This window comes from Xanthobacter sp. NM-25, from assembly GCF_022138605.1.
Taxonomy (GTDB): domain Bacteria; phylum Pseudomonadota; class Alphaproteobacteria; order Rhizobiales; family Xanthobacteraceae; genus Xanthobacter.
The window spans coordinates 596,330-618,924 of record NZ_JACBFS010000003.1 but is presented as its reverse complement, the minus strand read 5'-3'; the positions used below and the strand labels follow the sequence as shown (position 1 = coordinate 618,924).

The 22,595-nt window shown below is 66.0% G+C and carries 25 protein-coding genes; 16 read left to right on the top strand and 9 right to left on the bottom strand.

Annotated features, from left to right (window positions below; genetic code table 11):
* Window positions 1-11 precede the first annotated feature (11 nt).
* The 3 genes from trbG to MEU52_RS11640 are packed head-to-tail and all read left to right on the top strand — an operon-like array spanning window position 12 to window position 2,535.
* The gene (gene trbG / locus MEU52_RS11650; RefSeq protein ID WP_110372414.1) at window positions 12-1,004 is read left to right on the top strand and encodes a P-type conjugative transfer protein TrbG; all 993 of its coding nucleotides are present in this window, start codon (window positions 12-14) and stop codon (window positions 1,002-1,004) included.
* On the top strand, window positions 1,001-2,275 hold the full coding sequence (locus MEU52_RS11645; RefSeq protein WP_110372415.1) for a TrbI/VirB10 family protein: 1,275 nt from the start codon (window positions 1,001-1,003) through the stop codon (window positions 2,273-2,275). Before trbG ends, MEU52_RS11645 begins: the two co-directional genes overlap by 4 nt.
* Complete coding sequence (locus MEU52_RS11640) at window positions 2,272-2,535, top strand: DUF2274 domain-containing protein (protein ID WP_110372416.1); 264 nt, start codon at window positions 2,272-2,274, stop codon at window positions 2,533-2,535. Before MEU52_RS11645 ends, MEU52_RS11640 begins: the two co-directional genes overlap by 4 nt.
* Here the strand turns inward: MEU52_RS11640 and MEU52_RS11635 are convergent.
* Complete coding sequence (locus tag MEU52_RS11635; RefSeq protein WP_110372417.1) at window positions 2,497-3,384, bottom strand: LysR family transcriptional regulator; 888 nt, start codon at window positions 3,382-3,384, stop codon at window positions 2,497-2,499. The genes MEU52_RS11640 and MEU52_RS11635 overlap by 39 nt on opposite strands.
* 250 nt (window positions 3,385-3,634) lie before the next feature.
* Window positions 3,635-4,108 carry a rubrerythrin family protein gene (locus MEU52_RS11630; protein ID WP_110372418.1) on the bottom strand — a complete coding sequence of 158 codons (474 nt, stop codon included), beginning with the start codon at window positions 4,106-4,108 and terminating at the stop codon, window positions 3,635-3,637.
* Between the two features lie 230 nt (window positions 4,109-4,338).
* Here MEU52_RS11630 and MEU52_RS11625 point away from each other — a divergent pair, with 230 nt between their 5' ends.
* The 5 genes from MEU52_RS11625 (at window position 4,339) to MEU52_RS11605 (ending at window position 8,062) form a co-directional block, all read left to right on the top strand.
* Complete coding sequence (locus MEU52_RS11625; protein WP_110373174.1) at window positions 4,339-4,614, top strand: PepSY domain-containing protein; 276 nt, start codon at window positions 4,339-4,341, stop codon at window positions 4,612-4,614.
* A gap of 3 nt (window positions 4,615-4,617) precedes the next feature.
* Window positions 4,618-5,232, top strand: coding sequence for a cytochrome b/b6 domain-containing protein (locus tag MEU52_RS11620; protein ID WP_110372419.1), 615 nt, complete (start codon window positions 4,618-4,620; stop codon window positions 5,230-5,232).
* Window positions 5,207-5,917, top strand: coding sequence for a response regulator transcription factor (locus MEU52_RS11615; RefSeq protein ID WP_110372420.1), 711 nt, complete (start codon window positions 5,207-5,209; stop codon window positions 5,915-5,917). The genes MEU52_RS11620 and MEU52_RS11615 overlap by 26 nt, the downstream gene beginning before the upstream one ends.
* Window positions 5,914-7,278: a sensor histidine kinase gene (locus MEU52_RS11610; RefSeq protein ID WP_110372421.1), complete on the top strand. Its 1,365-nt coding sequence runs from the start codon at window positions 5,914-5,916 to the stop codon at window positions 7,276-7,278. The genes MEU52_RS11615 and MEU52_RS11610 overlap by 4 nt, the downstream gene beginning before the upstream one ends.
* A 124-nt stretch (window positions 7,279-7,402) precedes the next feature.
* On the top strand, window positions 7,403-8,062 hold the full coding sequence (locus tag MEU52_RS11605) for a heme-binding beta-barrel domain-containing protein (RefSeq protein WP_273546164.1): 660 nt from the start codon (window positions 7,403-7,405) through the stop codon (window positions 8,060-8,062).
* Between the two features lie 422 nt (window positions 8,063-8,484).
* On the opposite strand, the gene MEU52_RS11600 is transcribed toward MEU52_RS11605, so the two are convergent.
* The 7 genes from MEU52_RS11600 to MEU52_RS11570 form a co-directional block, all read right to left on the bottom strand.
* Window positions 8,485-9,837: a ferredoxin reductase family protein gene (locus MEU52_RS11600; protein ID WP_238121400.1), complete on the bottom strand. Its 1,353-nt coding sequence runs from the start codon at window positions 9,835-9,837 to the stop codon at window positions 8,485-8,487.
* A gap of 160 nt (window positions 9,838-9,997) precedes the next feature.
* A complete protein-coding gene (locus MEU52_RS11595; RefSeq protein ID WP_110372423.1) occupies window positions 9,998-10,954 on the bottom strand; it encodes an FAD:protein FMN transferase in 957 nt (318 codons plus the stop codon).
* Window positions 10,935-13,121, bottom strand: coding sequence for a PepSY domain-containing protein (locus MEU52_RS11590; protein ID WP_238121399.1), 2,187 nt, complete (start codon window positions 13,119-13,121; stop codon window positions 10,935-10,937). Before MEU52_RS11590 ends, MEU52_RS11595 begins: the two co-directional genes overlap by 20 nt.
* 18 nt (window positions 13,122-13,139) lie before the next feature.
* Window positions 13,140-13,610 (bottom strand): DUF2271 domain-containing protein, encoded by a 471-nt coding sequence (locus MEU52_RS11585; RefSeq protein WP_110372425.1) that lies wholly within the window; start codon window positions 13,608-13,610, stop codon window positions 13,140-13,142.
* 44 nt (window positions 13,611-13,654) lie between these two features.
* Window positions 13,655-14,014, bottom strand: a complete 360-nt coding sequence (locus MEU52_RS11580; RefSeq protein ID WP_110372426.1) for a hypothetical protein — start codon at window positions 14,012-14,014, stop codon at window positions 13,655-13,657.
* A gap of 93 nt (window positions 14,015-14,107) precedes the next feature.
* Entirely contained in the window at window positions 14,108-15,475 is a 1,368-nt protein-coding gene (locus MEU52_RS11575) for an ATP-binding protein (protein WP_110372427.1), read from the bottom strand.
* Window positions 15,472-16,143 (bottom strand): response regulator transcription factor, encoded by a 672-nt coding sequence (locus MEU52_RS11570; protein ID WP_110372428.1) that lies wholly within the window; start codon window positions 16,141-16,143, stop codon window positions 15,472-15,474. The genes MEU52_RS11575 and MEU52_RS11570 overlap by 4 nt, the downstream gene beginning before the upstream one ends.
* Between MEU52_RS11570 and MEU52_RS21960 the strand changes: the two genes are divergently transcribed.
* The 8 genes from MEU52_RS21960 (at window position 16,069) to MEU52_RS21955 (ending at window position 22,591) form a co-directional block, all read left to right on the top strand.
* Window positions 16,069-16,569 carry a PepSY domain-containing protein gene (locus MEU52_RS21960; protein WP_337927114.1) on the top strand — a complete coding sequence of 167 codons (501 nt, stop codon included), beginning with the start codon at window positions 16,069-16,071 and terminating at the stop codon, window positions 16,567-16,569. The two genes, MEU52_RS11570 and MEU52_RS21960, sit on opposite strands and share 75 nt — an antisense overlap.
* Window positions 16,553-16,939: a nitrate/nitrite transporter NrtS gene (gene nrtS, locus MEU52_RS11560; protein WP_238121397.1), complete on the top strand. Its 387-nt coding sequence runs from the start codon at window positions 16,553-16,555 to the stop codon at window positions 16,937-16,939. Before MEU52_RS21960 ends, nrtS begins: the two co-directional genes overlap by 17 nt.
* A 265-nt stretch (window positions 16,940-17,204) precedes the next feature.
* Complete coding sequence (locus MEU52_RS11555; protein ID WP_110372430.1) at window positions 17,205-17,900, top strand: VIT1/CCC1 transporter family protein; 696 nt, start codon at window positions 17,205-17,207, stop codon at window positions 17,898-17,900.
* Between the two features lie 331 nt (window positions 17,901-18,231).
* Entirely contained in the window at window positions 18,232-18,711 is a 480-nt protein-coding gene (locus tag MEU52_RS11550; RefSeq protein WP_110372431.1) for an SRPBCC family protein, read from the top strand.
* A gap of 310 nt (window positions 18,712-19,021) precedes the next feature.
* Window positions 19,022-19,300: a metal/formaldehyde-sensitive transcriptional repressor gene (locus MEU52_RS11545; protein ID WP_012115376.1), complete on the top strand. Its 279-nt coding sequence runs from the start codon at window positions 19,022-19,024 to the stop codon at window positions 19,298-19,300.
* Window positions 19,301-19,312: 12 nt separating this feature from the next.
* Complete coding sequence (locus MEU52_RS11540; protein ID WP_110372432.1) at window positions 19,313-20,443, top strand: nickel/cobalt efflux transporter; 1,131 nt, start codon at window positions 19,313-19,315, stop codon at window positions 20,441-20,443.
* 103 nt (window positions 20,444-20,546) lie between these two features.
* Window positions 20,547-21,260 (top strand): response regulator, encoded by a 714-nt coding sequence (locus MEU52_RS11535; protein WP_110372433.1) that lies wholly within the window; start codon window positions 20,547-20,549, stop codon window positions 21,258-21,260.
* Window positions 21,257-22,591, top strand: a complete 1,335-nt coding sequence (locus MEU52_RS21955; RefSeq protein ID WP_110372434.1) for an ATP-binding protein — start codon at window positions 21,257-21,259, stop codon at window positions 22,589-22,591. The genes MEU52_RS11535 and MEU52_RS21955 overlap by 4 nt, the downstream gene beginning before the upstream one ends.
* Window positions 22,592-22,595 lie beyond the last annotated feature (4 nt).

The following is a 22,595-nucleotide window of genomic DNA, read 5'->3' as shown; positions in this document are numbered from 1 at the left end:
AGAAAAGGATCATGACCCGCATGCTGCCAATCCGCATTCTCCTCCTCTCGTCCGTCACGTTGCTGGCGGGTTGCGCCGGGAAAACACCGCCGCCGGAAATCTCCCTGGATGAACCCTACGAGGCGAGCCGGATCGTCGAGCCGGCTGGTCCCGTCGAAATAGTCGAGCTGCCGAAGCCGTTGCCGCTGCCCGGCCAGTTAAAGCCGATGCCGGTCAAAAGCGGAACAGTTGAACCTGCCGATCCAAAGCTGCGCGTGACGACGGCTAATGATGCCGCCCGCGTGCAGCCGACCCGCACCGGCTATGTCAATGCAACGCAGGTCTGGCCCTACATGGCCGGCGCGCTCTATCAGGTTTATGCGGCGCCTGAAAAAGTAACGGACATCGCCCTGCAGAGCGGCGAAGAGCTGATTTCCGTCTCGGCCGGCGACACCGTGCGATGGGTGATCGGCGATACGACCAGCGGTGGGGGCGGAAGCCAGCAGACCCACATCTTGGTGAAACCGACGCGGCCGGATCTGAAGACCAATCTGGTGGTCAACACCAACCGCCGGACCTACCTTCTCGAACTCACATCGACGCCCCAGACCTGGATGGCGTCGGTCTCATGGGACTATCCACACGACCGCCTCCTCGCGCTGCAGCGTCAGAACGATCGTGCGGGGACTGCCACGCCGGTCGCAAATGCCGTCGCACTCGAGCGTGTCCAGTTCCGCTATGAGATCACGGGCGACAATCCATCGTGGCGGCCGACCCGCGTCTTCGATGACGGTGAGAAGGTCTATATCCAGTTTCCCGCTGGTATCGCCCAGGGCGAGTTGCCGCCGCTGTTCGTTGTTGGCCCCACCGGGGAAAACCAGCTCGTCAACTACCGCGCAAAGCCACCATATTACATCGTCGATCGCTTGTTCGGTGCGGCCGAGCTTCGTCTCGGAGGCGAGAAGCAGCAGATCGTGCGTATCTCGCGCACCGACGGCAACCGGCGGGGGATTTTCGGGCTATGACCGTGCCGCCCAAATCCCCGCCGCCCGATCTCGCCATTCGCGCCAAGCCGCGTCCCGTGACCCGTCTCAATCGCTGGACCTTGATGGTGCTCGCCGGCGCCGTCTCTACCGCAGTGCTTGGCGCGATGATTTGGGCGTTGCAAAGCCGGAACAGATCAGCCCGGACCGGTGAGGAGCTCTACAACACCGATCGCGTCAACCCGGCGGAGGGGCTGCAAACGTTACCGCGCGACTATACGCAGGTTCAACCACCGAAGCTCGGTGCCCCCTTGCCCGGTGAGCTCGGTGGGCCAGTCGTGCGCACCGAACGGGAGGCGGGCATTCCGCCCATGCCCGAGCGGCCGAGTTTCAGGGCTGATCCGGAAGAGGATGCCAAACGCGCGGCGCGCCTTCGTGCCCAGCAGGAAGCGGAAGCCGCAGCGAAAGCAGCCGTGTTCTTTCAGACGACACGCCCGAAGCAGGAGGTATCGGCAACCGCGGTCGCCTCGCCGGAGCCAAACCGGCTCGATCTCACCGCAATACGCGCTACCGGTGCGGAAACTACCGTTGCTCCGCCCGTCGATGAAATGACCACGCAGAATATGCAGGATCGCAAGCAGGCGTTCGCAAGCCGCGAAGCCGACCAGAAGATTTACGGATCTGGAACTCTCCAAACGCCACGCTCGCCCTATCAAGTAATGGCCGGCACCATCATTCCGGCCGCCTTGGTGACGGGGATCAATTCCGATCTGCCGGGCCAGATCATCGGTACCGTCACCGAGAATGTCTACGACACGGCTACGGGCAGGCATCTCTTGATCCCCCAGGGCACCCGCCTGATGGGCCAGTACGATTCCGGCGTCGCCTTCGGCCAGAGCCGTGTGCTCCTGGTCTGGAATCGCCTCATCATGCCGGACGGCTCCTCCATCGTGCTGGATCGTCTCTCCGGCGTCGATACGGCCGGCTATTCGGGCCTTGAAGATGAGGTCGACAATCACTGGTTCCGCCTGATCGGAGGCGCGGTCCTCTCCTCGCTGCTCGGCATCGGCGCCGAGTTGGCAGCGCCTCAAAATCAGGGGACGAACGGCGATCAGGTCATCATCGCGACGCGCGACGGCGCCCAGGACACCATCAACGATGTCGGCCAGCAGATCACGCGGCGCAATCTCAATATCCAGCCGACCTTAAAGGTGCGGCCGGGCTTTCCGGTCCGCGTCATCGTCAATAAAGATCTCGTCTTGCGACCCTATCGCGCCACACCGATGACGGCTGACATCAGGAGGGATGATTGACCAAAAAACTTAGCCTCGGACCGGTGCCGAAAGCTGAAACCATCAAACTCACCATCACCATATCGGTGCAACTTCGAGCCGACCTCGATCGATATGCCGCTCTTCATTCCGAGCTTCATGGCACGGTTGTCGATGCTTTGACGTTGGCCCCGCTCATGCTCGAAACCTTTATTGCTCGTGACAAGGGATTCCGTGCCGCGCGGCCTAGCCTTGGAGGCTCTCTAAATAATCGTCCGGGCTCGCTCGATGAAACGAGATAGTGGCACGCTGAGTGTCCCCTCATGCACCATCAACCAAGTCTTCAGATCAGCGGGCGCATCGCTCAGGGGCCGGAGGGCAAGGCCATCCACCTCGACCGCCTCGAGTTGAGCAGCGGTCGCTATTCCGATGCCATAACCCGCAAGTACCAGCGTAACCAACACCGAAAGTGTCATGGTGCGACTAATAATATTAGGGGTCGAATTTGCAGTTCGAACAAGCTGTTCGATCTGGGATTGCTGGCTAAGACCCGTATCGGGTCGGCTTAGAACGAGAGGCTCCTTAACAATACCAGACAGTTTGATCCGCTTCTTTACAGCCAAAGGATGGCCGCTCGGCATCAAAGCGATCGGCGGATCTCGCCAAACTGCCTCGGACAAAATCCCCTTGCCGTATCCGCTCTCCGGCGTGAGCGCCGCATCAAGAAAGCCGCTTCGCAAGCCCTCTACGTTCTGCGCCATTGACGCTTCATGGACATGAATGACAACTTGCGGACTATCCCGCTTTACTTCTGAAATCAGTCGCGCGAGACGCGCAAAGGGTACGCCGTCGCAAATGCCGATGTGCAAATGGCTGATAGTGTCTCCTGTCGCTGCTGGAGTGCGAACGTCTATGCGTGCTTCGTCGGCGGATGCGAGGAGCGCACGCGCATGGACGAGAAGGCGTTCACCGGCCGGCGTTAGCTTCGTGGATCGCCGTGTGCGCTCGAATAATACTACGCCAAGGCGCCGTTCGAGAGTCCTGATCGATCGAGACAATGGCGATTGTTCGATGCCGGCGCGTTGCGCGCCACGTGTAAAATGGAGCTCTTCTGCAACCGCCACGAAATGCCGAAGATGACGAAGCTCCATTCCCGCTCCCGTTGATATCAAAAGAGTTAGGAATGCTCCCTCTGGACTGATATATGTTCGGCGTATTCGCAGCAATCGAAAGCTTAAATACTGAGATGTGGCAAGTATTTACCTGGTATCACTAATATAAACTATCGAATATCATCTCATCATGCTCCGAATTTTCGATAAAACTGCCTGCAACACATTCTGATGCATCGAAGTGCGTTACGAGCGGCGCGAAGAAAGAGTTTCGCGCCACTCAGAAATCTCATTTTTCGGCGCGCAGCTTCTCAACGGCCGCCTTGTAGGCGGCGTAGTGATCGCCTTCATCGGCGGCGATCTGACGGAAAAGATCAGCCACCTTCTTGTCACCGACCGCATCGGCCTGGTTGGCGAACTCGACGTACATCTTGGTGTTTTCGTAGTGTTCGCCGGCCATGCCGTCGAGCAAGTTGGCCTCGTCGCTGCTCACGAGGGCAAGAGCGTCTGCCTCGCGGGCGAAATGCTCGTTGGCCTCGACATTCGCGTTTTCGTCGAACAGCTTGGCTATCGCGGGGTGGCCGCTCTTGCGGGCATGCTCGGCATAGGCCTGATATTTCAGGTTGGCGAAGGCTTCGCCGTGCATGGCCGCTTCCAGGTTCTTCTTCGTCTGCGGATTGAGGGCGTCGGCGGCAAAGCCCGGGGCGGCGAGCGAGGCGCAAGCGAGAACGCCAGCGACAAGAAGGCTGCGAACGATGATCATGGATCGGTCTCTCGAAAGGATGCAGTCGCCCTAAGGAGCGACGGCCCTTCGATACGCGGACGGGCTGACGACGTCCTGACGTGGTCTATCCTTCGCGCGCATCGGGGGCGCCCCCTTTTCGGCATGCGCGCGCATCTTTGCCCGTCAGGCTTTGGTCAGCCGGGATCGTTAAGAGACGTGCCGGCGGGATGGCCTTGGTCCATCGCTTCCCGCAGCATGAGGAAAACCCGATGATCCGCAGACTTTTCGTCGCTGCCGTCGCCCTGAGCCTTGCCTCCTCCATGGCTCTCGCCAGCCCGACCTGCACCAAGGAGCCGCAGGACAAGTGGCTCAGCGAAGAGGTCATGAAGCAAAAGATCGGCCAGATGGGTTTCAAGGACATCAAGGTGTTCAAGAAGACCAGTTCTTGGTGCTACGAAATCTATGGATCCAATGCCGATGGACGCAAGGCAGAAGTCTACTTCAATCCCGTGACCGGCGAGATCGTCGAGAACAACGTGGACTGAACCATGGCCATGCTGCCCCCTCGATCCGAAGCATCAGCGCGCGCCGCCGCGCACGTCCGCTATACCGTTCCGGTGTGGGATCCGCTGGTGCGGATCTTCCACTGGACGGTGGTGCTCGGCGTCGTGCTCAACAGCTTCGTGCTGGAGGACGGCAAAGCGCTCCACCGCTACGTAGGCTACACCGTCGCCGCCCTGCTCGCCGTTCGCGTGGTGTGGGGCTTCGTCGGCACCGTTCACGCACGGTTCCGCGATTTCGTGCCGTCCCCGCGGACCTTCGCGGACCATCTGCGCGCGGTGCTCGACCGGCGTGACCGACGCTATGTCGGCCACAATCCCGCCGGGGCGGTGATGATGCTCCTCCTCATGGGTCTGCTCGCCGCCACCTGCCTAACCGGCTGGATGCAGACCCTCGATGCCTTCTGGGGCAAGGAGTGGGTGGAGGAGGCCCATGAGATCGCCGCCAACCTCATTCTCGCCATGGCGGCGGTGCACGTGCTCGCCGCCATTGCAGAAAGCTTGGCACACCGGGAAAATCTGGTGCTCGCCATGATCACGGGGCGCAAGCGCCGCGCCCGCGGAACGGATGTCGACCATGCGGGTTCTGCTCGCGGAGGATAACCCCCGGCTCGCGATCCTGATCGCAGAAGGCCTGGAGGCCGAGGGCTTCGTGCTCGACCGCTTCGCCTCCTTGAGCGTCGCCTGGGAAAGCATGGCCGTGACGCCTTACGACCTCCTGCTCATCGACCTCGGCATGCCCGACGGCGACGGTGTGGATTTCATCCGCGCCGTCCGGCGGACGGGGAGCGGCGCTCCCATCCTGGTGATCACTGCCCGCAACGGTCTCGGCGACCGGGTGGGCGGCCTTGATTCGGGAGCCGACGACTATCTGGTGAAGCCGTTCGACATGGCGGAGCTGGCGGCCCGCTGCCGTGCTTTGCTGCGCCGCCCCGGGGGGTGCCTCGGCATCGTCCTGAGCCTGGGAAACCTCGATTTCGATACCGTGGCGCGGGAGGTGCGCGTCGGCGGCCGCGTGATCCATGTGCCGCCGCGGGAGCGGGACCTGCTGGAACGCCTGATGCGGCGGGCCGGGCATGTGGTGAGCAAGACCAGCCTCGAAGAGGCCATGTACGCCCTGTCGTCCGAGGTTACGCCCAATGCTCTGGAGGCGGCGGCCTCGCGTCTGCGCCGGCGCCTTGGCGCCGCCGGAGCGGACGTGATCCTGCACACCGCCCACGGCGTCGGCTACATGCTGGTGCCGGCCCCGCATCCGACCGATGCCGGCGCGGAACGGGAAGCCCCATGACTGCGAGCCGCCCGCCCGTCGTGCCGCGCAGCCTCTTCTTTCGCCTCTCGGTGCGCCTCGCTCTGGTGGGGCTCGTCTTCCTGGTGGTCGAGCTGCTCGTCGTCGTGCGGATGTATGTCAACAATCCCAACGAGCTCGACCACCTCCTCGTGACCGCGGAGGCGGACCGGATCGCCCAGGAGATCCCGCAGATGAGGGGGGCCGCCGGCAACCCGGTTTCGGAAGACCTGCAATATCCGCTCGCCTCCGGCACACGGCGGGCTTTCCTGATCCACGAGCGCGGCGGCGCGGTGGTGGCGCGGTTCGACGACGCCAGCCTGAAGATCGCCGACGAGCCGCCCCTGTCGTTCCTGGTCATCCGGACTCAGCGCGAGAGCTGGGACAGCCGCTTCCTGCTTACCGGCACCCGCCGCGTCGAGGTCGGGCGGCATCCCTATTGGATCACGGTGGCCATCGCCGGCGAGGGCTTCCGACCGTTCGTGCCGGTCATCTTCAACGAGATCCGCTTCCACGTGATCTTGCCGCTCATCCTGCTCTCGCTCATGTTCCTCCTGTTCAATTTCAGCGTGGTGCGCACCACGCTGAAGCCGCTCGAGACCACCATCGCCGCCATCGACCGGATTGATCCGGCTCAGGTGTCCACGCGGATCGCGGCGGAGCCCTCCCTGCGGGAGGTGCAGGCGCTGGTGACGGCGGTCAACGCCATGCTGGCGCGCATCGAGCGCTCCGTGTGCGCCCTGAGGGATTTCGCGGGGGATGCGGCCCATGAGCTGCGCACCCCGCTCGCCATCATGATGCTGAGCATCGGCAAGCTGCCGGACAGCGTCGAGAAGGCAAAGCTCGTGGCCGACGCGCAGCGCATGAAACGCCTTGTAGACCAGATGCTCGACATGTCGCACGCGACCGCATTGGAACTCGCGCCGGATGCCCAGGCCGATCTCGGCGCCATCGCCCGCGAGGTGGTGGCCGAGCTGACGCCGCTCGCGGTCATGCGCGGTCGAACCATCGCCTTTCGGGACGCGGGAGCGGCGCGCGTGCACGGCCACGGCGACGCCATCGGCCGGGCGTTGCGGAACCTTGTGGAAAATGCTTTGGCCCACACGCCGGCGGGCACCGCCGTCGAGGTGACTACGGGCCCTGGGGGCCAGTGCGCAGTGCGCGACCATGGCCCCGGCATCCCCCCGGAGCGGCGCGGCGACGTGCTGGAACGCTTTCGGCGCCTGGACAAAAGGGCTTCGGACGGGGCGGGGCTGGGCCTCGCGATCGTCTCCACCACCATGGAGCTGCACAACGGCGATGTCCGGATTGAGGACGCACCCGGCGGCGGGGCGCTCATGCGTCTTATCTTCCCGCGCGGGTGAGCCTCAACGCATTGGCGAAGAGCTCCCCGAGTTCGGCCCATCGTCAGGCTTTTGTCAGAGCGCTCATGCTATCGAGCTGTCGATGAGCCGTTGTTCTGATGAAAGCTGATATCCAGTCAGGAGATTGATCGTGAAATTCTCCCGAAGCCTCCTCGTTGCCAGCACGATTGCCGGCCTCACACTCCCCGCTATATCCGCCGTTGCCGCTACATCTGAGACAGAAACTGTTATCAACGGGCTGGATTACGGCCCACTCGCCAAGTTCGTCGGGACCTGGAAGACTCAGGACGACGAAGGATTGGACGTGGCTCCCGGCCGGGAAGGTTCCGAAGTGGGTAAAGGAGGCGGTGCTGCTTCGCCTTATTACGAGACCATAAGATTCACGCCAGCCGGTGATGCCACAAACGCGAGCAGCCAGCATCTGACGGCAATTTTTTATCACCAGATGGTTTTCCGCAAGAGCGACAAGAAACAGTTTCACGACCAAGTCGGATATCTCATTTACGACAAGGCGAATCAGACAATATATAATTCGTTTTGCATCCCCAGGGCTGTATGCGTTGTGGCAACGGGAAAACCGGATGCCACGCTTACCCTGACGGCCCAGAACGTGGGCATCGGCCAATCGGACTATATGGCAGCAAACGACAAGACGGAAAAATTCACTGTCACTTATGAGGTGTCTGGAAATACCATGCAATACACGCAGGAAACGATTCTGCATGTGTATGGTAAGCCATTCACCCATACCGATATCAGCACGCTCACGCGGGTCAAAGAGTAAGAGACGGACGGTCTCATACGACCTTTCCTGATATCAGCCTGCCGCCCGAATTTGGCGTACCGGCACTGTCTGCCGAAGGACTTGAGAGATTGCGGAGTCGCTTAGTCGAGCGCAGCCGCGAAATTCGTGCAGCCGATCGCGGCGCCCTGCGACTCGATGTCGTTGCCGCAGGGCGCTCGCGCGGATCGGACACCGGAAGATCGCGGAGCAGGTCTTCTCAATCGCTTCCACCGCCTGGACCGAAGCCGGCCCGACGGTGCCGGGCCGAGGCTCGCCATCGTTTCCACCATCATGACGCTGCACGGCGGAGCCGTGCGCGTCGAGGACGCCCCCGGCCGCGGTATGCGCATCCGCCTCGTTTTTCCGAAGACGGATCGGTGACACGAGCCTGAACGCATCCATTGCGAGTGTGCCGAGGCCCCTCACCGCATGTCGAAGAGTTCCTGGTGGAAGCGCTTATCCACCGGGAAGCCCTCGGTGGCGAAATCGGCCCGCAGCGCCGCCCCGAAGCCGGCCGGGCCGCAGAACCAGATGCTGGCCTCCCGCCAGTCCGGCACCGCCTCGCGGATGCGGGCGCCGGTCAGCCGGCCATCGCGCGCGTCGATCAGCAGATGCAATTGTACCTGGGCAGCTCTGGCATCCTCGGCGAGCTTTGCAAGCGCCACCTCGTCCACATCGCTGGTGGTGTGGAACAGATCGGCGACCTGGCCCTGCGGCCAGTCGGGCGCCTCGCCGCGCAAGGCCATGTGCTTCATGCGGGCGATGAACGGCGTGATACCGATGCCGCCACCGATCCAGATCTGGTTGCGGCAATCGTCGTCGAAGGTGAAGCAGCCATATGGCCCCTCCACCCGCACCTCCTGGCCCACCTTGAGCCGCTCCTTCAGCCCCCTGGTGTGGTCGCCCAGTTCCTTGGTCACGAAGGTGATCCGCGGATGGTCCGGGTGCCAGCCCGAGGCGATGGTGTAGGGATGCGCGCCTTCGGAGGCATCCGACTTGGCGAAGGCGAATTGTCCGGGACGGTGGCCCGGCCAGCCGGCGGGCACGTCGATGACGGTCTCGAGCGCCTTCACGCCCGGATAATAGGTGAGTTCGGCGATGCGTCCCTTCACCTGCCGCGCTGCGCCGACGCGGCGCAGCAGCACCACCCCGGCCGAGAAGGTGCCGCCGGCCAGCAGCACCGCCATCGCGGCGCCGAGCGGCGTCATCCAGTCGGCGAAGGTCAGGAGCACCACCGAGTGGAACATCAGCACCAGATAAGCGAGCGCCAGCAGGCGATGGGTCTTATAGAACCAGCGGTAGGGAAAGGCCCGGACCAGCGCCAGCGCGATCAGCGCCACAACTGCATAGAAAGCCCATTCGCCCACTCCCTCGGCGGTGCCGCGCAGGCTTGAGAAAGCGGCCTCCACCTGGTTTTCGATGGGCGGGCGGTCCCCACGGGCGGGCCGCTCCAGAAAGCCCCAGCCCACGGCCCACTTCGGCCCCTGCGTCCACAGCCAGTGGATGATGGCGACGATGAGCGCGGTGATGCCGAGCCATTTGTGGAGCCGGTACATCTTGTCGAGGCCGCCCATCCAACGCTCGGGCCAACGCGGACGCAGCGCCAGCATCATCGCCACACTCATGAGCGCGATGGCGAGCACGCCCGTGTACTGCACGGCGGCCGCCCGTATCGCGAAGAACCCGGCTGACTGGAACACCCCGGGCTCAGCCGCGACCCACAGCAGCGATACGAGGGCGAGGATGCCAACAAGGACCTGCTTGATGTGTCTCATGTCTCCCGTTCCCTTTCACACCCCGACGGTTCTGCATTGATCCCGAGCGGGCACCTCCACCGGGAAGAACACCCGGAAACGGCAGCGGCCGCATTGAGAGGACGCAAGGGAATGGACCCGGGGGCCAGGATTGCGCCGCCAGTCCATGCGGCATGGTTGGTCACGGCCATGTCGCCACCACCTCTCCGTCGCTCCCGACGAACAGCGCGGCGAGGCCGAGCCGGCGGGCGAGGGCCGGGCCGTCCTGCGCACCGCGCACCAACAGCGCCGTCGCCCAGGCATCGGCGGCCATGCAGGTGTCGCTGAGCACGGTGACGGCGGCGAGGTCGTTCTCCAATGGCGCGCCGCGAGAGGGGTCCATGGTGTGGGAGAGCCTCCTGCCCGCCACCTCCACCTGATGGCGATAGCTGCCAGAGGTTGCGACGGCGGCACCGGACAACTCCAGCACCCCGAGGACTTCCCGCACGCCGGGGACTGGCGCCTCGTGGGCGACGACCCAGGGGCGGCCATCCGGCTTCGTGCCCGCCGCGCGCATCTCCCCGTCGATGCCCACGAGCCAGGCGGAAAAGCCCGCCTCCGTCATCTCCCGCGCCAGGTCGTCCACGCCGAAGCCCTTGGCGATGCCGGACAGATCGAGCCGCAGCGGCGCCAGGCGGCGCGCGCGGCAGCCTGCCGGATCGAGCTGCAGGGTCTTTGGCGGCTCGAAGGAGGGACGCCCCGCAAGCGCAGCGATGCGTCCGCCGTCGGGCACGCGCGTGCCGCACCCGAAGCCCCAGGCCTGGACCAGATCGCCCACGCCGATGTCGAACGCGCCCCCCGACAGGCGGCCGATCTCGAGGGCCGCAGCGAGCACGCCCATCAGTTCGCAGGGAATGGCCACCCAGGTGCCGAGGGGGGCGGCGTTGAGCTGCTCCAGGTCGGAATCCGGCCGCCAGGTGGACATCTGGCGCTCGACACGGTCGAGGGTGCCCTGAAGGCGGCGGGTGAGCGCCCCCTCGTCCACGCCGCCTACGGCGAAAAACACCGCCGACCAGCGCGCGCCCATGGCGGGGCCGCTGAGGGCGTGGCGGCGGGGCTCCAGCGCGCCTTGAGCTGAATCAGTAGACATCTTCGACATAGCGTCCAGACGACTTGAGGGTGGGAAGGTCGAGGCCGAGTGGCCGCACGATCGGATCGAGTGCCCAGGTCACGGCCTGGGCCATGTCACGGCCGCCGCACACCAGGATTTGCGCGCCCTGCCGGATCAGCTCGCGCAGGCGAGGCGCGTCGGCGGCGATGCGATCCTGCACATAGGCGCCGCCATCCGGACCGCGTGAGAAGGCGGTCTGGAGCGAGGTCAGGCGTTTCTCGGCGAGATGCTGGGCCAGTTCGTGCTCGTAGAGAAAATCCGACGACGGGCTGCGGCCGCCCCAGTAGAGGTGGACCGGGCGACCGGCCGCATTGGCGCGCACCAGGCCGGCGAGTGGACCGATGCCGGCGCCGGCGCCGATCAGGATGAGCGGCGCCCGTCCCGCGGCCGGCCGGAAGGTCGGGTTGGCGCGGATGAAAGCCTCCACGCGATCGCCGGGAGCGAGAGCGTGCAGGAAGGTCGAGCAGAGCCCGCCTGCGCGCAGGCGGACGCAGATCTCCAGCATCCCGTCGCACGACGACGACGCCAGCGAATAGAAGCGCGGCATCGGATGGCCCGGCGGCAGGATGCCGACGAGGTCGCCGGGCTCGAACGACGGCAGGCGTCCGGCCTTGCCGTCCGTTCCTGGCCTCCGGAAGCGCAGGATCGCCACCGGCGCGCCGACGGCCACGCCATAGTCCTCGCGTTCGACGAGTTCGAGCGCGACCGTCTTCGGCGGCTCGGCGACGTGCTCTAGCTTGAGGTCGTGACCAAGCACGGTACCGAGGTCGCGGCCCCATTGGGCGAACTCCTGCGCAGAACGCCGATCGATGCGCTTCATCGGCAGGAGCTGCGGCCAGCCGTTCGCCGTGAGCGCAGCCAACATCTCCTCGGCGTAGCCGCAGAAATGCGGAAAGCAGCGGTCGCCGAAGCCGAGCACCGCCACCGGCACGCGGCGTTCCTGCCGCGCGAGCCGGGACAGGAACGCCGTCGCCGAGGCGGGCGCCGCTCCGTCGCCATGGGTCGCGGCCAAGAGCAGCAGGCGTTCGGTGACGGCGGAAAACGGCTGAAGATCGTTCATGGCCGCGGTGTGGACATGGTGGCCGGCGCGGGTCAGCGCGTCGTGCAGCGTCGCGGCGAAGCCCCAGGTGGAATTGCCTTCGCTGCCCACCAGGAGGACGGTGTCGGCAGCACGGGCGGGCGCGTTCATCGCGATGCGCGGCCGGGCGGCGCGGCGGCGCCACCACATTGCGATGCCGGTCGCGCCGAGCACCGGAACCGCCGCCGCCGAAAGGCCGAGCACGAGCCCGAGCACCCAGGCGCCCTGGCCGGTGTGGAGGGTACGGATCATGCCGTTCAGGCGGTCGAGCGTCGTCGCCGGGGTGAAGGACAGCTCCGCGCCCGTCGCCGCATCGATCTGCGCCTCGCCCCGGCTTGTCCGCAGGCCGTAGGTGTCGGTCGGATCGTCGGGTGCCGGGAAGGTCAGCTCGAGCAGGCTCGCCACATCGGTCGCCCTGAGCGCCGCCAGCGTGCCGGCCGGAGCAGGCGCGCCGCCGCTCGCCGACACCATGGGCGCGGCGGCTTCGTGTTCGGGGATGAGGCCGAAGCTGCTCGCCGACATCCACGCGCTCGTGAGGGATGAGAGGACGAGGCCGGCGGCAGCGAAACGGCCGAGCTCGCCGTGCCAGCGCTGGGCCGGTGTGCCTCGGATGGACTGCAGCAGCGCGCCCGCTCCGCCGAGGCGGCGGGCGAGGAGGAGGGTGCCGGAGACGGTGAGCACGAGCATGGCGAGCGCGCCGGCGCCGGTGGCGGCCCGCCCCGCATCTCCGGTCAGAAACGCGCGATGCAGATTCGTGATGACGCGTGTCGTTTCTGAGACATGGTAGGGACCAAGCCCGGCCCCGGTCGCCGGATCGACCCGCTCCACGCCGCGCGTTTCGCCGTCGGTGAAGGCGACCGTGACGGCGCCGTCCGGCCGCACGCGGATCGAATCGATGCCCTGGTGACGCGCCGCCACCGCCTCGGCGAGGGCGGCGACGCTGGTGCCGACCGGAATCGCCGGTGATGCGAGACGGTCGAGCGCCGGCTGCACGGAAAGCGCCACGCCGGTGAGGGCCATGACGGTAAGGCCGAGCGCGAGCACGACGCCCGGCAGCGCATGAATGCGACGAAGCATGGATCAGGTCCGATCGCTTCAGAAGGTGACCGTGAAGGATTTGACGTAGCCCTTGCCCGGCGCCGGCTTGCCGGAGGCCGCGGTATCGAGGGGCACGACCACCTCGGAGGGATTGTCCATGCCGTCCTCCACGGCGGTGTCGACATGGACCTTGTATCCGGCGTCGATCATGGCATCGGCGAGGTCGAGGCTGATCTTCAGCGTCCTGCCCGAGCCGATGCTGGCGCCGGTGATGCCGTCGATCTCGGTCGGTCGCCCGCCGGAGACGCGCTGCCAGTCGCTGAGGTGGCGATAGTACTTCGCCTTGCCGCCGGCCATCCACAAGGTGCCCTTGTAGACGCCGGCGGCATCGGTGACGTAGAGCACCACATAGGCGCCGTTGCCGCCATAGGCCTTGAGGGTGGTCTCGAAGGTGACTTGGCGGGCCTCGGCGACCACCGGGGCGATCAAGGCGGTGGTGGCGGCCACGGCGGAGAGGACGAATTTCATCGGTCTGTTCCTCAATGGAGAGAAGGTCGGGCGCCGCGAGGTGCTCATTGCACCTCGACCTTGGGACGGGCTTTGCCGTTGAAGAGGCCGTTGTCGGGCGCCGGCGCATTGGGATCGGCCGGGCCGGCCTGCGGGATTGCGCCGCGGCGGCCACCCTCGTCGTCTTCGCCTTCGTCCTCATCGTCATCGTGGTGGCGGCGTCCGCGATGCTCGCCGTCACGACGCCGCTCATAGGACTCTTCGGCGAAGCGGATCGGGCGCCCCTCGATGGCGGATGACGTCACGCCATCGAGCCGTTCGTGATGGCTTGAGGTCAGGTGATCAGCCTCTGCCGCCGCCAGTGCGACGCCGATACCCGTGGTGGAAAGCAGGAGCGCCGCTCCGATCAGGGTGCGCGTCTTCATTGGCCATCTCCCGGTTGGTGTTGACCGGAAGCACCCTCGCTTTCGCACCTGACGGCCACCTGAAGCCGATGCGGATCTCCGTTCAGCTTCCCGTCAGGCTTGAGGCACGGCCGCGAAGCGCACCCTGGCACGGAAGCCGTCGGCTTCGCCCGGGATCGGCGAGGCGAGGTCGAGGGTCAGGCCAGCGCCGCGGCAGATGGCGGCGACGATGGCAAGGCCGAGGCCGGAGCCCTCCGCCCCCGTCGGGCCGCGCTCGAACGGGCGGATCAGGCGCGCCAGCCGGTCGGCCGGCACCACGGGGCCGCCATTGGAGACCTCGAACAGGCCGTCGGCCAGCCGCAGCCGCACGGGCGTGCCGGGCGTGCCGTGCTTCAACGCATTCTCGATGAGATTGCGGGCGAGGATGGCGAAGGCGTCCGGATCGAGGTCGCAGACAAGGCCGCTGTCCGGCGGGATTTCGACCATCAGGTCCTCGCCCCGGTCAGTCAGCCGGTCGATGTCCGCGATCACGTGGCGCAGCACCGGCGCGAGGGGCGTCGGGGTTTCGGCGAGGAGGCCGCCGCCCTCGGCCTTGGCCAGCTGCAGCAGCTTCTCGGACAAGCGCGAGAGACGCTTCAGGGCGACCGCCACTGAACGGGCCCGTTCCCGGGGCGCGCCGCCCGGCAGTTCAGCGACGAGGCGCTGGGTCTGCGCCAGTGCGGCGGCGATGGGCGTCCGGAGCTCATGGGCGCTGTTGGCGGTGAAGCCGCGCTCGGCTTCGAGCGCACCGCGCAGGCGTTCCAGCAGGGCGTTGACCGATGTCGCGACGGGTGCGATCTCCTCCGGCAGCCCCACCGCTGCGACCGGCGCGAGATTGCCGCGGCCCCGTTCCTCGATCGCCGAGCGAAAGGTGATGACGGGCCTCAAGGACAGGCGGACGGAAAGCCACACCCCGACGAGCGCGATGGGCACCAGGGCGACAAGGGGCCAGATCAGGGCGACCACCGCGCGTCGGACCGCCGCGCGGCGATGGCCGAGGTCCTCGGCGGTGGTCACCAGGATTGTGCCCCTGACGGCCGCCTCGGTGTAGGTGCGCAGCCGCTCCGTGCTGTGGAAGCCCGGCGGGAGGCCGCGGGGGATCTGCATCAGGTCGGCGTCGCTCGACTGGAGCAGCTCGCGGCCGTCCGCGTCGCGGACCACGTAGGTGATGTATTCCCGGTGGGGGCCGATAGGTGCCATGTGCTGGGTCGCGCTGCCTCCGTCCCGCGAGAGCAGTTCGGCATAGGCCAGCGGCAGCACCCGCTGCGCCACCTCCTGCAGGGCACTGTCGAATACCTCGCCGATCTCGCGGCGCAGCACCAGCCCGGCCACGGTGGCGGCGGCGAGCCACAGGGCGGTGACCGCCAGCGCCAGCCACAATCCCAAGCGCAGGCGCAGGCTCCACCCGCTACCGCGGCGGCCGTCGCCCACCGCCTCGTTCATGCGCCCGCCTCAGGCGGGCCGAGGCGATAGCCCATGCCGCGCACCGTCTCGATCACCTCCGCCCCGAGCTTCTTGCGCAGGCGGGCGATGTAGACCTCGATGGTGTTGCTCTCCACCTCGGCGTCGAAGGAATAGAGCCGCTCCTCGAGCTGCGGCTTCGACATGAGCTGGTGGGGCCGTTGCACGAACGCCTCGAACAGCGACCATTCGCGGCCGGTCAGCGCCACAGGCCGTCCCGCTCGCCGCACCGAGCGGGCCGCAAGATCCACCTCAATGTCGCCGAGGGACACCAGAGGATTGGGATTGCCGGCATAGCGCCGCCCCACCGCCCGGATCCGCGCGCTGAGCTCGAACAGGTCGAACGGCTTGACCAGGTAATCGTCGGCGCCGGCATCGAGCGCCGCGATGCGGTCCGAGATCTGGTCCCGCGCCGTCAGTACGATGATGGGCGTGACGTCGCCCGCCACCCTCAGACGCTTCAGGAAATCGAGCCCGCGCCCGTCCGGCAACATCAGGTCGAGCAGGACCAGATCGAAGGCTGCGGCATGGATCGCCTCGGTGGCGTCGTCGAGACGGGTCACCCAGTCGGGTGTATGCCCGTCGGCGACGATCTGGTCGCGCACGGCCATCCCAAGGACAGGGTCGTCTTCCACCAGAAGGATCCGCATGTGTCGCCTCGGCGTGTTCCGTGCCAATTTAGCGCGCGAGACGAGCCGATGGGGCCCGATAATTTGCATGAGCGTTCAGGTGGGCGTCAGTTGGGCGTGCTTTCTATTTCGCGGGCTGCACACGTCGGAGGATCTTTGGTGAGACGCACGCGGGTTGCCGCGATTTTGGTCTTCGCCGCGTGCCTCGGCGCGGGACCGGCGGCGGCCGATAGGGCTTGCAACGTGCCGCTGGCCGACTGGCAGCCACGCGACGCGCTCCAGAAGAAGCTGGAGGGCGAGGGGTGGACCGTGCTCTCGATCCGCTCCGACGACGGCTGCTACAAGGTCAGGGCGACCAACGTGCGCGGCGACAGCCTGAAGGCGAAGTACGACCCCGCCAGCCTGGAACAGATCCGGCGGAAGCACGGCGATGAAGACGACGACTGATGCGACGGCGACGATGTGCGAGGGTCCGGATTGCGCCGGCAATCCTGATGCAAATGCTATCGGGGTGACGTGTCCCATCAGCTCGCGCGGCGAGAAATCCGGCACCAGCATGATCCGGCGTTTCCTTTCCTATGCAACGCAGTCCGGCATTCCGCGCCGCTCCTTCCTGGTGGCGGTGGTCGTCGGCACCATCCTCAATCTCATCAACCAGGGCGATGCCGCCGTGGGCGGCGGCTCGGTCAACTGGACCAAGATAGGCTTGACGTTCCTGGTCCCCTATTGCGTCGCCACCTACGGCGCCGTCTCGTATCGGCTGCGCCAAGAGCGCGAGACCAGGCCGTCGCCGTCAGTTTCTTCCGAACAGCCTTGAGCCGCCGCTCCAAGCCTCCGCATGCATGAAGATGCAGTGTGCCGGCGGGGCCGACGGACTGTGCGCACAATCCTGCGACACCTCATCGCCGAAAAGCCGCTTGATGGCCGATTCTAAACGGGCTGCGTCAGTCTTCCGTCAGCTTCGTTTGCCAGATTGCAGCCGCGATTGGCCGAGTGGCACGACCTCCGTCGAAGGTTCCAATACGTCAAGCCTCATCCATCGGATGGGCTTTCTCGATAACCGTCAAAAAGGACCCTTATCAATGCCGACCACTCCGCATATCGAAAAACATTTTAGCGGCTCGGAGATCGTCCGCGACGTCGTCATCGGCATGTCGGACGGCCTGACGGTTCCTTTTGCCCTGGCCGCTGGTTTGTCTGCCGCCGTCAGTGACACCGGAGTGATCGTGACTGCGGGCCTTGCCGAGATCGCCGCCGGCGCCATCGCGATGGGGCTTGGCGGTTATCTCGCCGCGCATACGGACATTGAGCATTTCAAGTCGGAGGAAGCGCGTGAAACTTGGGAAATCGAGCATAAGCGCGATTTCGAGGTAAACGAGGTGAGGCAGATATTTGAAACCTACGGCCTTGAGGGCGCCGCTCTGACGAACGTGGTTGACGCGATCAGCGCCAATCCCCGGCGCTGGACGGATTTCATGATGCGCTTCGAGCTCGGCCTTGAACAGCCGGATCCGAAACGCGCTCCGCTGAGCGCTGCGACCATCGCGATCGCTTATCTCGTTGGCGGGTTCATCCCGCTTGCGCCTTATATCGCCGTATCGAACATCCCTGATGCCTTGAAGATGTCCGTGCTCACTACGGGGATCGCGCTGGCGATTTTCGGTGCAATCAAAGGCCGCTTCACGGGGGTAAACCCCTTCAGGTCCGCCGTGCAGACTTTGTTGGTTGGCGGTCTCGCGGCAGGTGCAGCCTATTGGCTGGCGCATCTTCTCGGCTGATAGGGAAGAAATGTTGGCGGGAAAACGCGCCGCGCTTGTCAACTCGGAGCTGGGTCTCGCCTGTCGTGCGCCTGTTGATTTCCGTGCTGGCCACCCACCTGCGTCCTCGAATGGATTGGGTCTGGGCCGGACACTTCACGAGGTCCCCCACTCCCGAGTGGGGCTTCGTCATGCCCATGGTCGCCACCGCGCTCTGAAAAGACGCGCCTTTCGGATGTCGCGTTTTGATTTCTGGTATGGGTGTGAGCCGACGTCGGCAGCGCAGTTGAATTCAGGCCAAATCGCTGTAGCCGTCCACGGTGGGGGACGGGGTGCCGAAGGATTCCGATTCATGAAAGGCGTATCGGGAGGACAAAGGACTGACTCGGCGACGCGGGTGATTGCCGCGTCGCCGCAGTCCCTCTACCGAGCATTCCTAGACCCGGAGGCATGGGTGAAGTGGCTCCCGCCCGAGGGAATGACGGGACACATCTACAAATTCGAACCGCGCCAGGGCGGAGCCTACGGGATGGCGCTGACCTATGCCAAAGGAGATCGATCTACCCACGGTAAGACCTCGGAAGACACTGATGTCGTCGAAGGGTGTTTCCTGGAGTTGGCTCCGGACGAGCAGATCGTCCATCTTGTCAGGCTCCAATCAAACGATCCGGCCTTCGCGGGCGAGATGAAGATGAAGTGGAGCCTTTCGCCCGTTCCCGGAGGAGCCAGGGTGACTATCACCTGCGAAAATGTTCCGGAAGGGGTACAGCAGGAAGACCACAACGCCGGGCTGCAATCTACGCTCAAGAATCTCTCGATCTTGGTCGAATGAACATTCTCGGCTGTGGCCAAATGTGGGCAATGTCTGGAATGTTAGGCCCGCTCTCGGGTCGCAAATTCGGGAAACGGGACATTCCCTTGGCAGAAACACTTGACGACACCGTCCGAGGGACCGGCATCGTCATCCGATGTTGCGTCAGCGGATGACAGGTCGGGCCCACGGCGCCAAGCTGTTAGCCCCGTTCAAGTCCCCACATCGATCGAGGGTCACCGGGCTCCCGGCCTCGACATAGGCCCAGAATGGTCCGGCAGACGAAGGGGAGTGGTTTACATACGGTACCCCCCTATATTATAAATCCGTGATGGCCCATACGATCAAGCACAAGACCAAGCTTCTCGCCCGCATTCGCCGGATCAAGGGGCAGGCCGAAGCCGTGGAGCGCGCGCTGGAGGCCGAGCTCGGCTGCACCGACGTGCTCATGCTGGTCGCCTCCATGCGCGGCGCCATCAACGGACTGACGGCGGAGCTGATGGAGGATCACATCCGCCATCACGTGGTGAACCCGGACGCCGAGCCGGACCCCGAGCGTGCCAAAGGCGCCGCCGACCTGATCGAGGTTGTCCGCACCTATCTCAAGTGACCCGAGAGCAACATGACCGCGTTTACAGACCTGCTCCAGCAGGGGGCCGCGCACGCCTGGCTGTTCATCCCCTCGGCCGTGCTGCTCGGTGCGCTGCACGGGCTCGAGCCGGGTCATTCCAAGACGATGATGGCCGCCTTCATCATCGCCATCCGCGGCACGCTCACCCAGGCCGTCCTGCTGGGCCTCGCCGCAACGGCGTCGCACACGGCGGTGGTCTGGCTCATTGCTCTCGGCGGCCTGTATTTCGGGCAGCAATGGGGTGCTGAGGCGAGCGAAACTTATTTTCAGCTGGCTTCGGCCGTGGCCATCATCGCCATCGCCACCTGGATGGCCTGGCGGACGTGGCACGAGCAAAGCGACGCGCATCACCACCACCATGAGGACGAGACCCGTCTCGTCCCGACCGCGGAGGGGGAACTGGCGCTCGGCATCTTCGAGGACGGCGTGCCGCCGCGCTGGCGCATCTCCAGCCTTGCCGGGCGTGCGCTTCCCGACGCAGGACGCGTCGTTCTCGAAACGCTGAGGCCCGGGGGCGGCCGTCAGGTCTTCCCGTTCGTGAACCGGGGCGCATTCCTCGAAAGCGCGCAAGACATTCCCGAGCCCCATGCCTTTTCAGCGGAGCTGCGACTGCGCCTCGCCGATGGAGGGGAGGAGGTCCATGCCCTTGCCTTCGAGGAGCATGACCACGCCCACATGACTCTCGGCGACGAGGACGACGCCCACGCACGCGCCCACGCCGCCGATATCCGCAGTCGCTTTGCCGGCCGCCCGGTGACGACCTGGCAGATCGTGGTCTTCGGACTGACGGGCGGGCTGATCCCGTGCCCGGCGGCGATCACCGTTCTGTTGATCTGCATGCAGCTGAAGGCGTTCAGCCTCGGCTTCGTGCTGGTGCTGTGCTTCAGCATCGGCCTGGCGCTCACGCTGGTGTCCGCCGGCGTGCTCGCCGCGCTCAGCGTCCGGCACGTCTCGCAACGCTGGTCGGGCTTCAGCGCGCTCGCCCGGCGCGCGCCCTATGCCTCCGCCGCGCTGATCCTGATGGTCGGTCTTTATACCGGCTGGCTCGGCTGGCATGGTCTTTCGCGGGACCACGCCCCATCGGCGGCCATCGGCGAGCAGGCTCCGAGCCGCCGGGCTTGACCGGGCATCGGCGTATCGCGAAGCACGCGGGCTGGGATAAAAGGGCCTGTCCGTGGAGCCGCGGTTCCGCCCCGCGGAGTGCCTCTCAGGAGTCCGTCACCCCGTGTCCCCCGAAGGCCATATCCTGATCGTCGACGACGATGCCGAGATCCGGCGCCTCGCCGGCAAGTTCCTGCGCGAGCACGGGCACAAGGTCACCGCGGCCCAGGATGCCCGCGAGATGCGGGAGGCGATGAAGGCCGGGCCGGTGGATCTCGTCATCCTCGACATCATGCTGCCGGGCGTGAGCGGGCTGGACCTGTGCCGGGACATCCGCCGCACCTCGGACGTGCCCATCATCATGCTCACCGCGCGCGGCAGCGACGTGGACCGGATCGTGGGCCTGGAACTCGGCGCGGACGACTATCTGGCGAAGCCGTTCAATCCGCGCGAGCTGCTCGCCCGCATCCACGCGGTGCTGCGACGCATGCGGCCTCCGGGCGGCGCCACGGCTTCCGGGGGCACCCTGCTCGCCTTTTCCGGCTGGATGCTCGACACCCGCCGGCGCGAGCTGACCAATCCCGAAACCGTGGTGGTGGACCTCTCCACCGGGGAATATGACCTGCTCCTGACCTTCCTCGAACATCCACAAAGGGTGCTGACGCGCGACCAGCTGATGGACGCCGCCAAGAACCGCACCGCCACGGGCTTCGACCGCGCCATCGACATCCAGGTCAGCCGGCTGCGCAAGAAGCTGGAGTCCCACGGCGGACCGGAGATGGTGAAGACCGTGCGCGGCGCCGGCTATTTCTTCGCACCGGAGGTGGAGCGCTCGTGATCCGCGCCCTGATCCGAGCCTCGGACAGCCTCGCCGTGCGCACCGCCGTGGTGGCCGTGCTGGGCATCGTCGTGGTTCACGTGCTGAGCCTGTGGACCTACGAGCACGCCATGGAGCGTGAGCGCCACGCGGCCCACGCCATCCGCCTCGCCGACCAGATCGTCGCGCTGCGCCGTTCGCTCATGGCGGCGGCGGCGGAGAAGCGGGAGGACGTGGCCCATGACTTGTCCGGCGGCGCCATCGACGCCCACTGGAGCCGGGAGGCCATGGCCGCTCCCGGCGCCCGTGCCGCGGAGCGATGGCAGCGCCTCGCAGACGACGTGCGCACGCTGGCGCCCGACCTGCGGCCGCAGGATGTGCTGGTGGGCGCGGGCACCGACCCGCACCTCAGCCTTGTCGCCGTTCGCCTGCCGGACGGCAGCTGGCTGAACGCCCGCCTGTTCGCCTCCGTCCCGCAGGCGGCCGGGGCGCACGGATCGGTGCTGTCCACGACCCTCATGGCGTCGGGCGTGCTGCTGTTGTCCCTCGCCATCGCCGCCTGGCTGACGCGGCCGCTCCGGGCCATGGCGCGGACGGTGGCGACCTTGCCTCCGGCGGCCCCTCTCGTGCGGCTTCCGGAGAGTGGCCCCAAGGAGGTGCGGGAGCTGGCCCACGCCTTCAACGGCATGCAGGCCCGCATCGCCGATCTGATGGAGCGGCGCACCCGGGCCCTCGCCGCCGTCTCCCACGATCTGCGCACGCCCATGACGCGCCTGCGCTTCCGCATGGAGGACGTGGGCGACCCCATCCTGCGCGAGGCCATGACGGCGGATGTGGCGGAGATGGAGCAGATGGTGGACGCCACCCTGTCCTACCTGCGCGGCGAGGCCAGCGAAGAGGCCGTGCGCCCGCTCGACCTCGTGGCGCTGGTGGAGACGCTGGTGGACAATGCCCGCGACCGGGGCCTCGCCGCCGATCTTTCCGCCCCGCCGCGCCTCGTGGTGGCGGGACGCCTGGTCAGCCTGAAGCGGATGGTGTCAAACCTGCTGGAGAACGCGCTTCTTTATGGTGGCGCCGCGCATGTCGTGCTCGCGGAGGAGGGGGGCGAGGCCGTGCTGACGGTGCGGGACGAGGGCCCCGGCATTCCGGAGGCGCAGCTGACCGCCGTGCTCGAACCCTTCGTCCGGCTCGAATCCTCCCGCAGCCGCTCCACCGGCGGGGTGGGGCTTGGCCTTCCCATCGCCCGCGCGGTGGCTGAGGCCCATGGCGGCGCCTTGAGCCTCGTCAACGGCGTCGGTGGAGGGCTCGTCGCCACGGTGCGCCTGCCTAAGCTCCAGGCTGAAACAAACTGATACA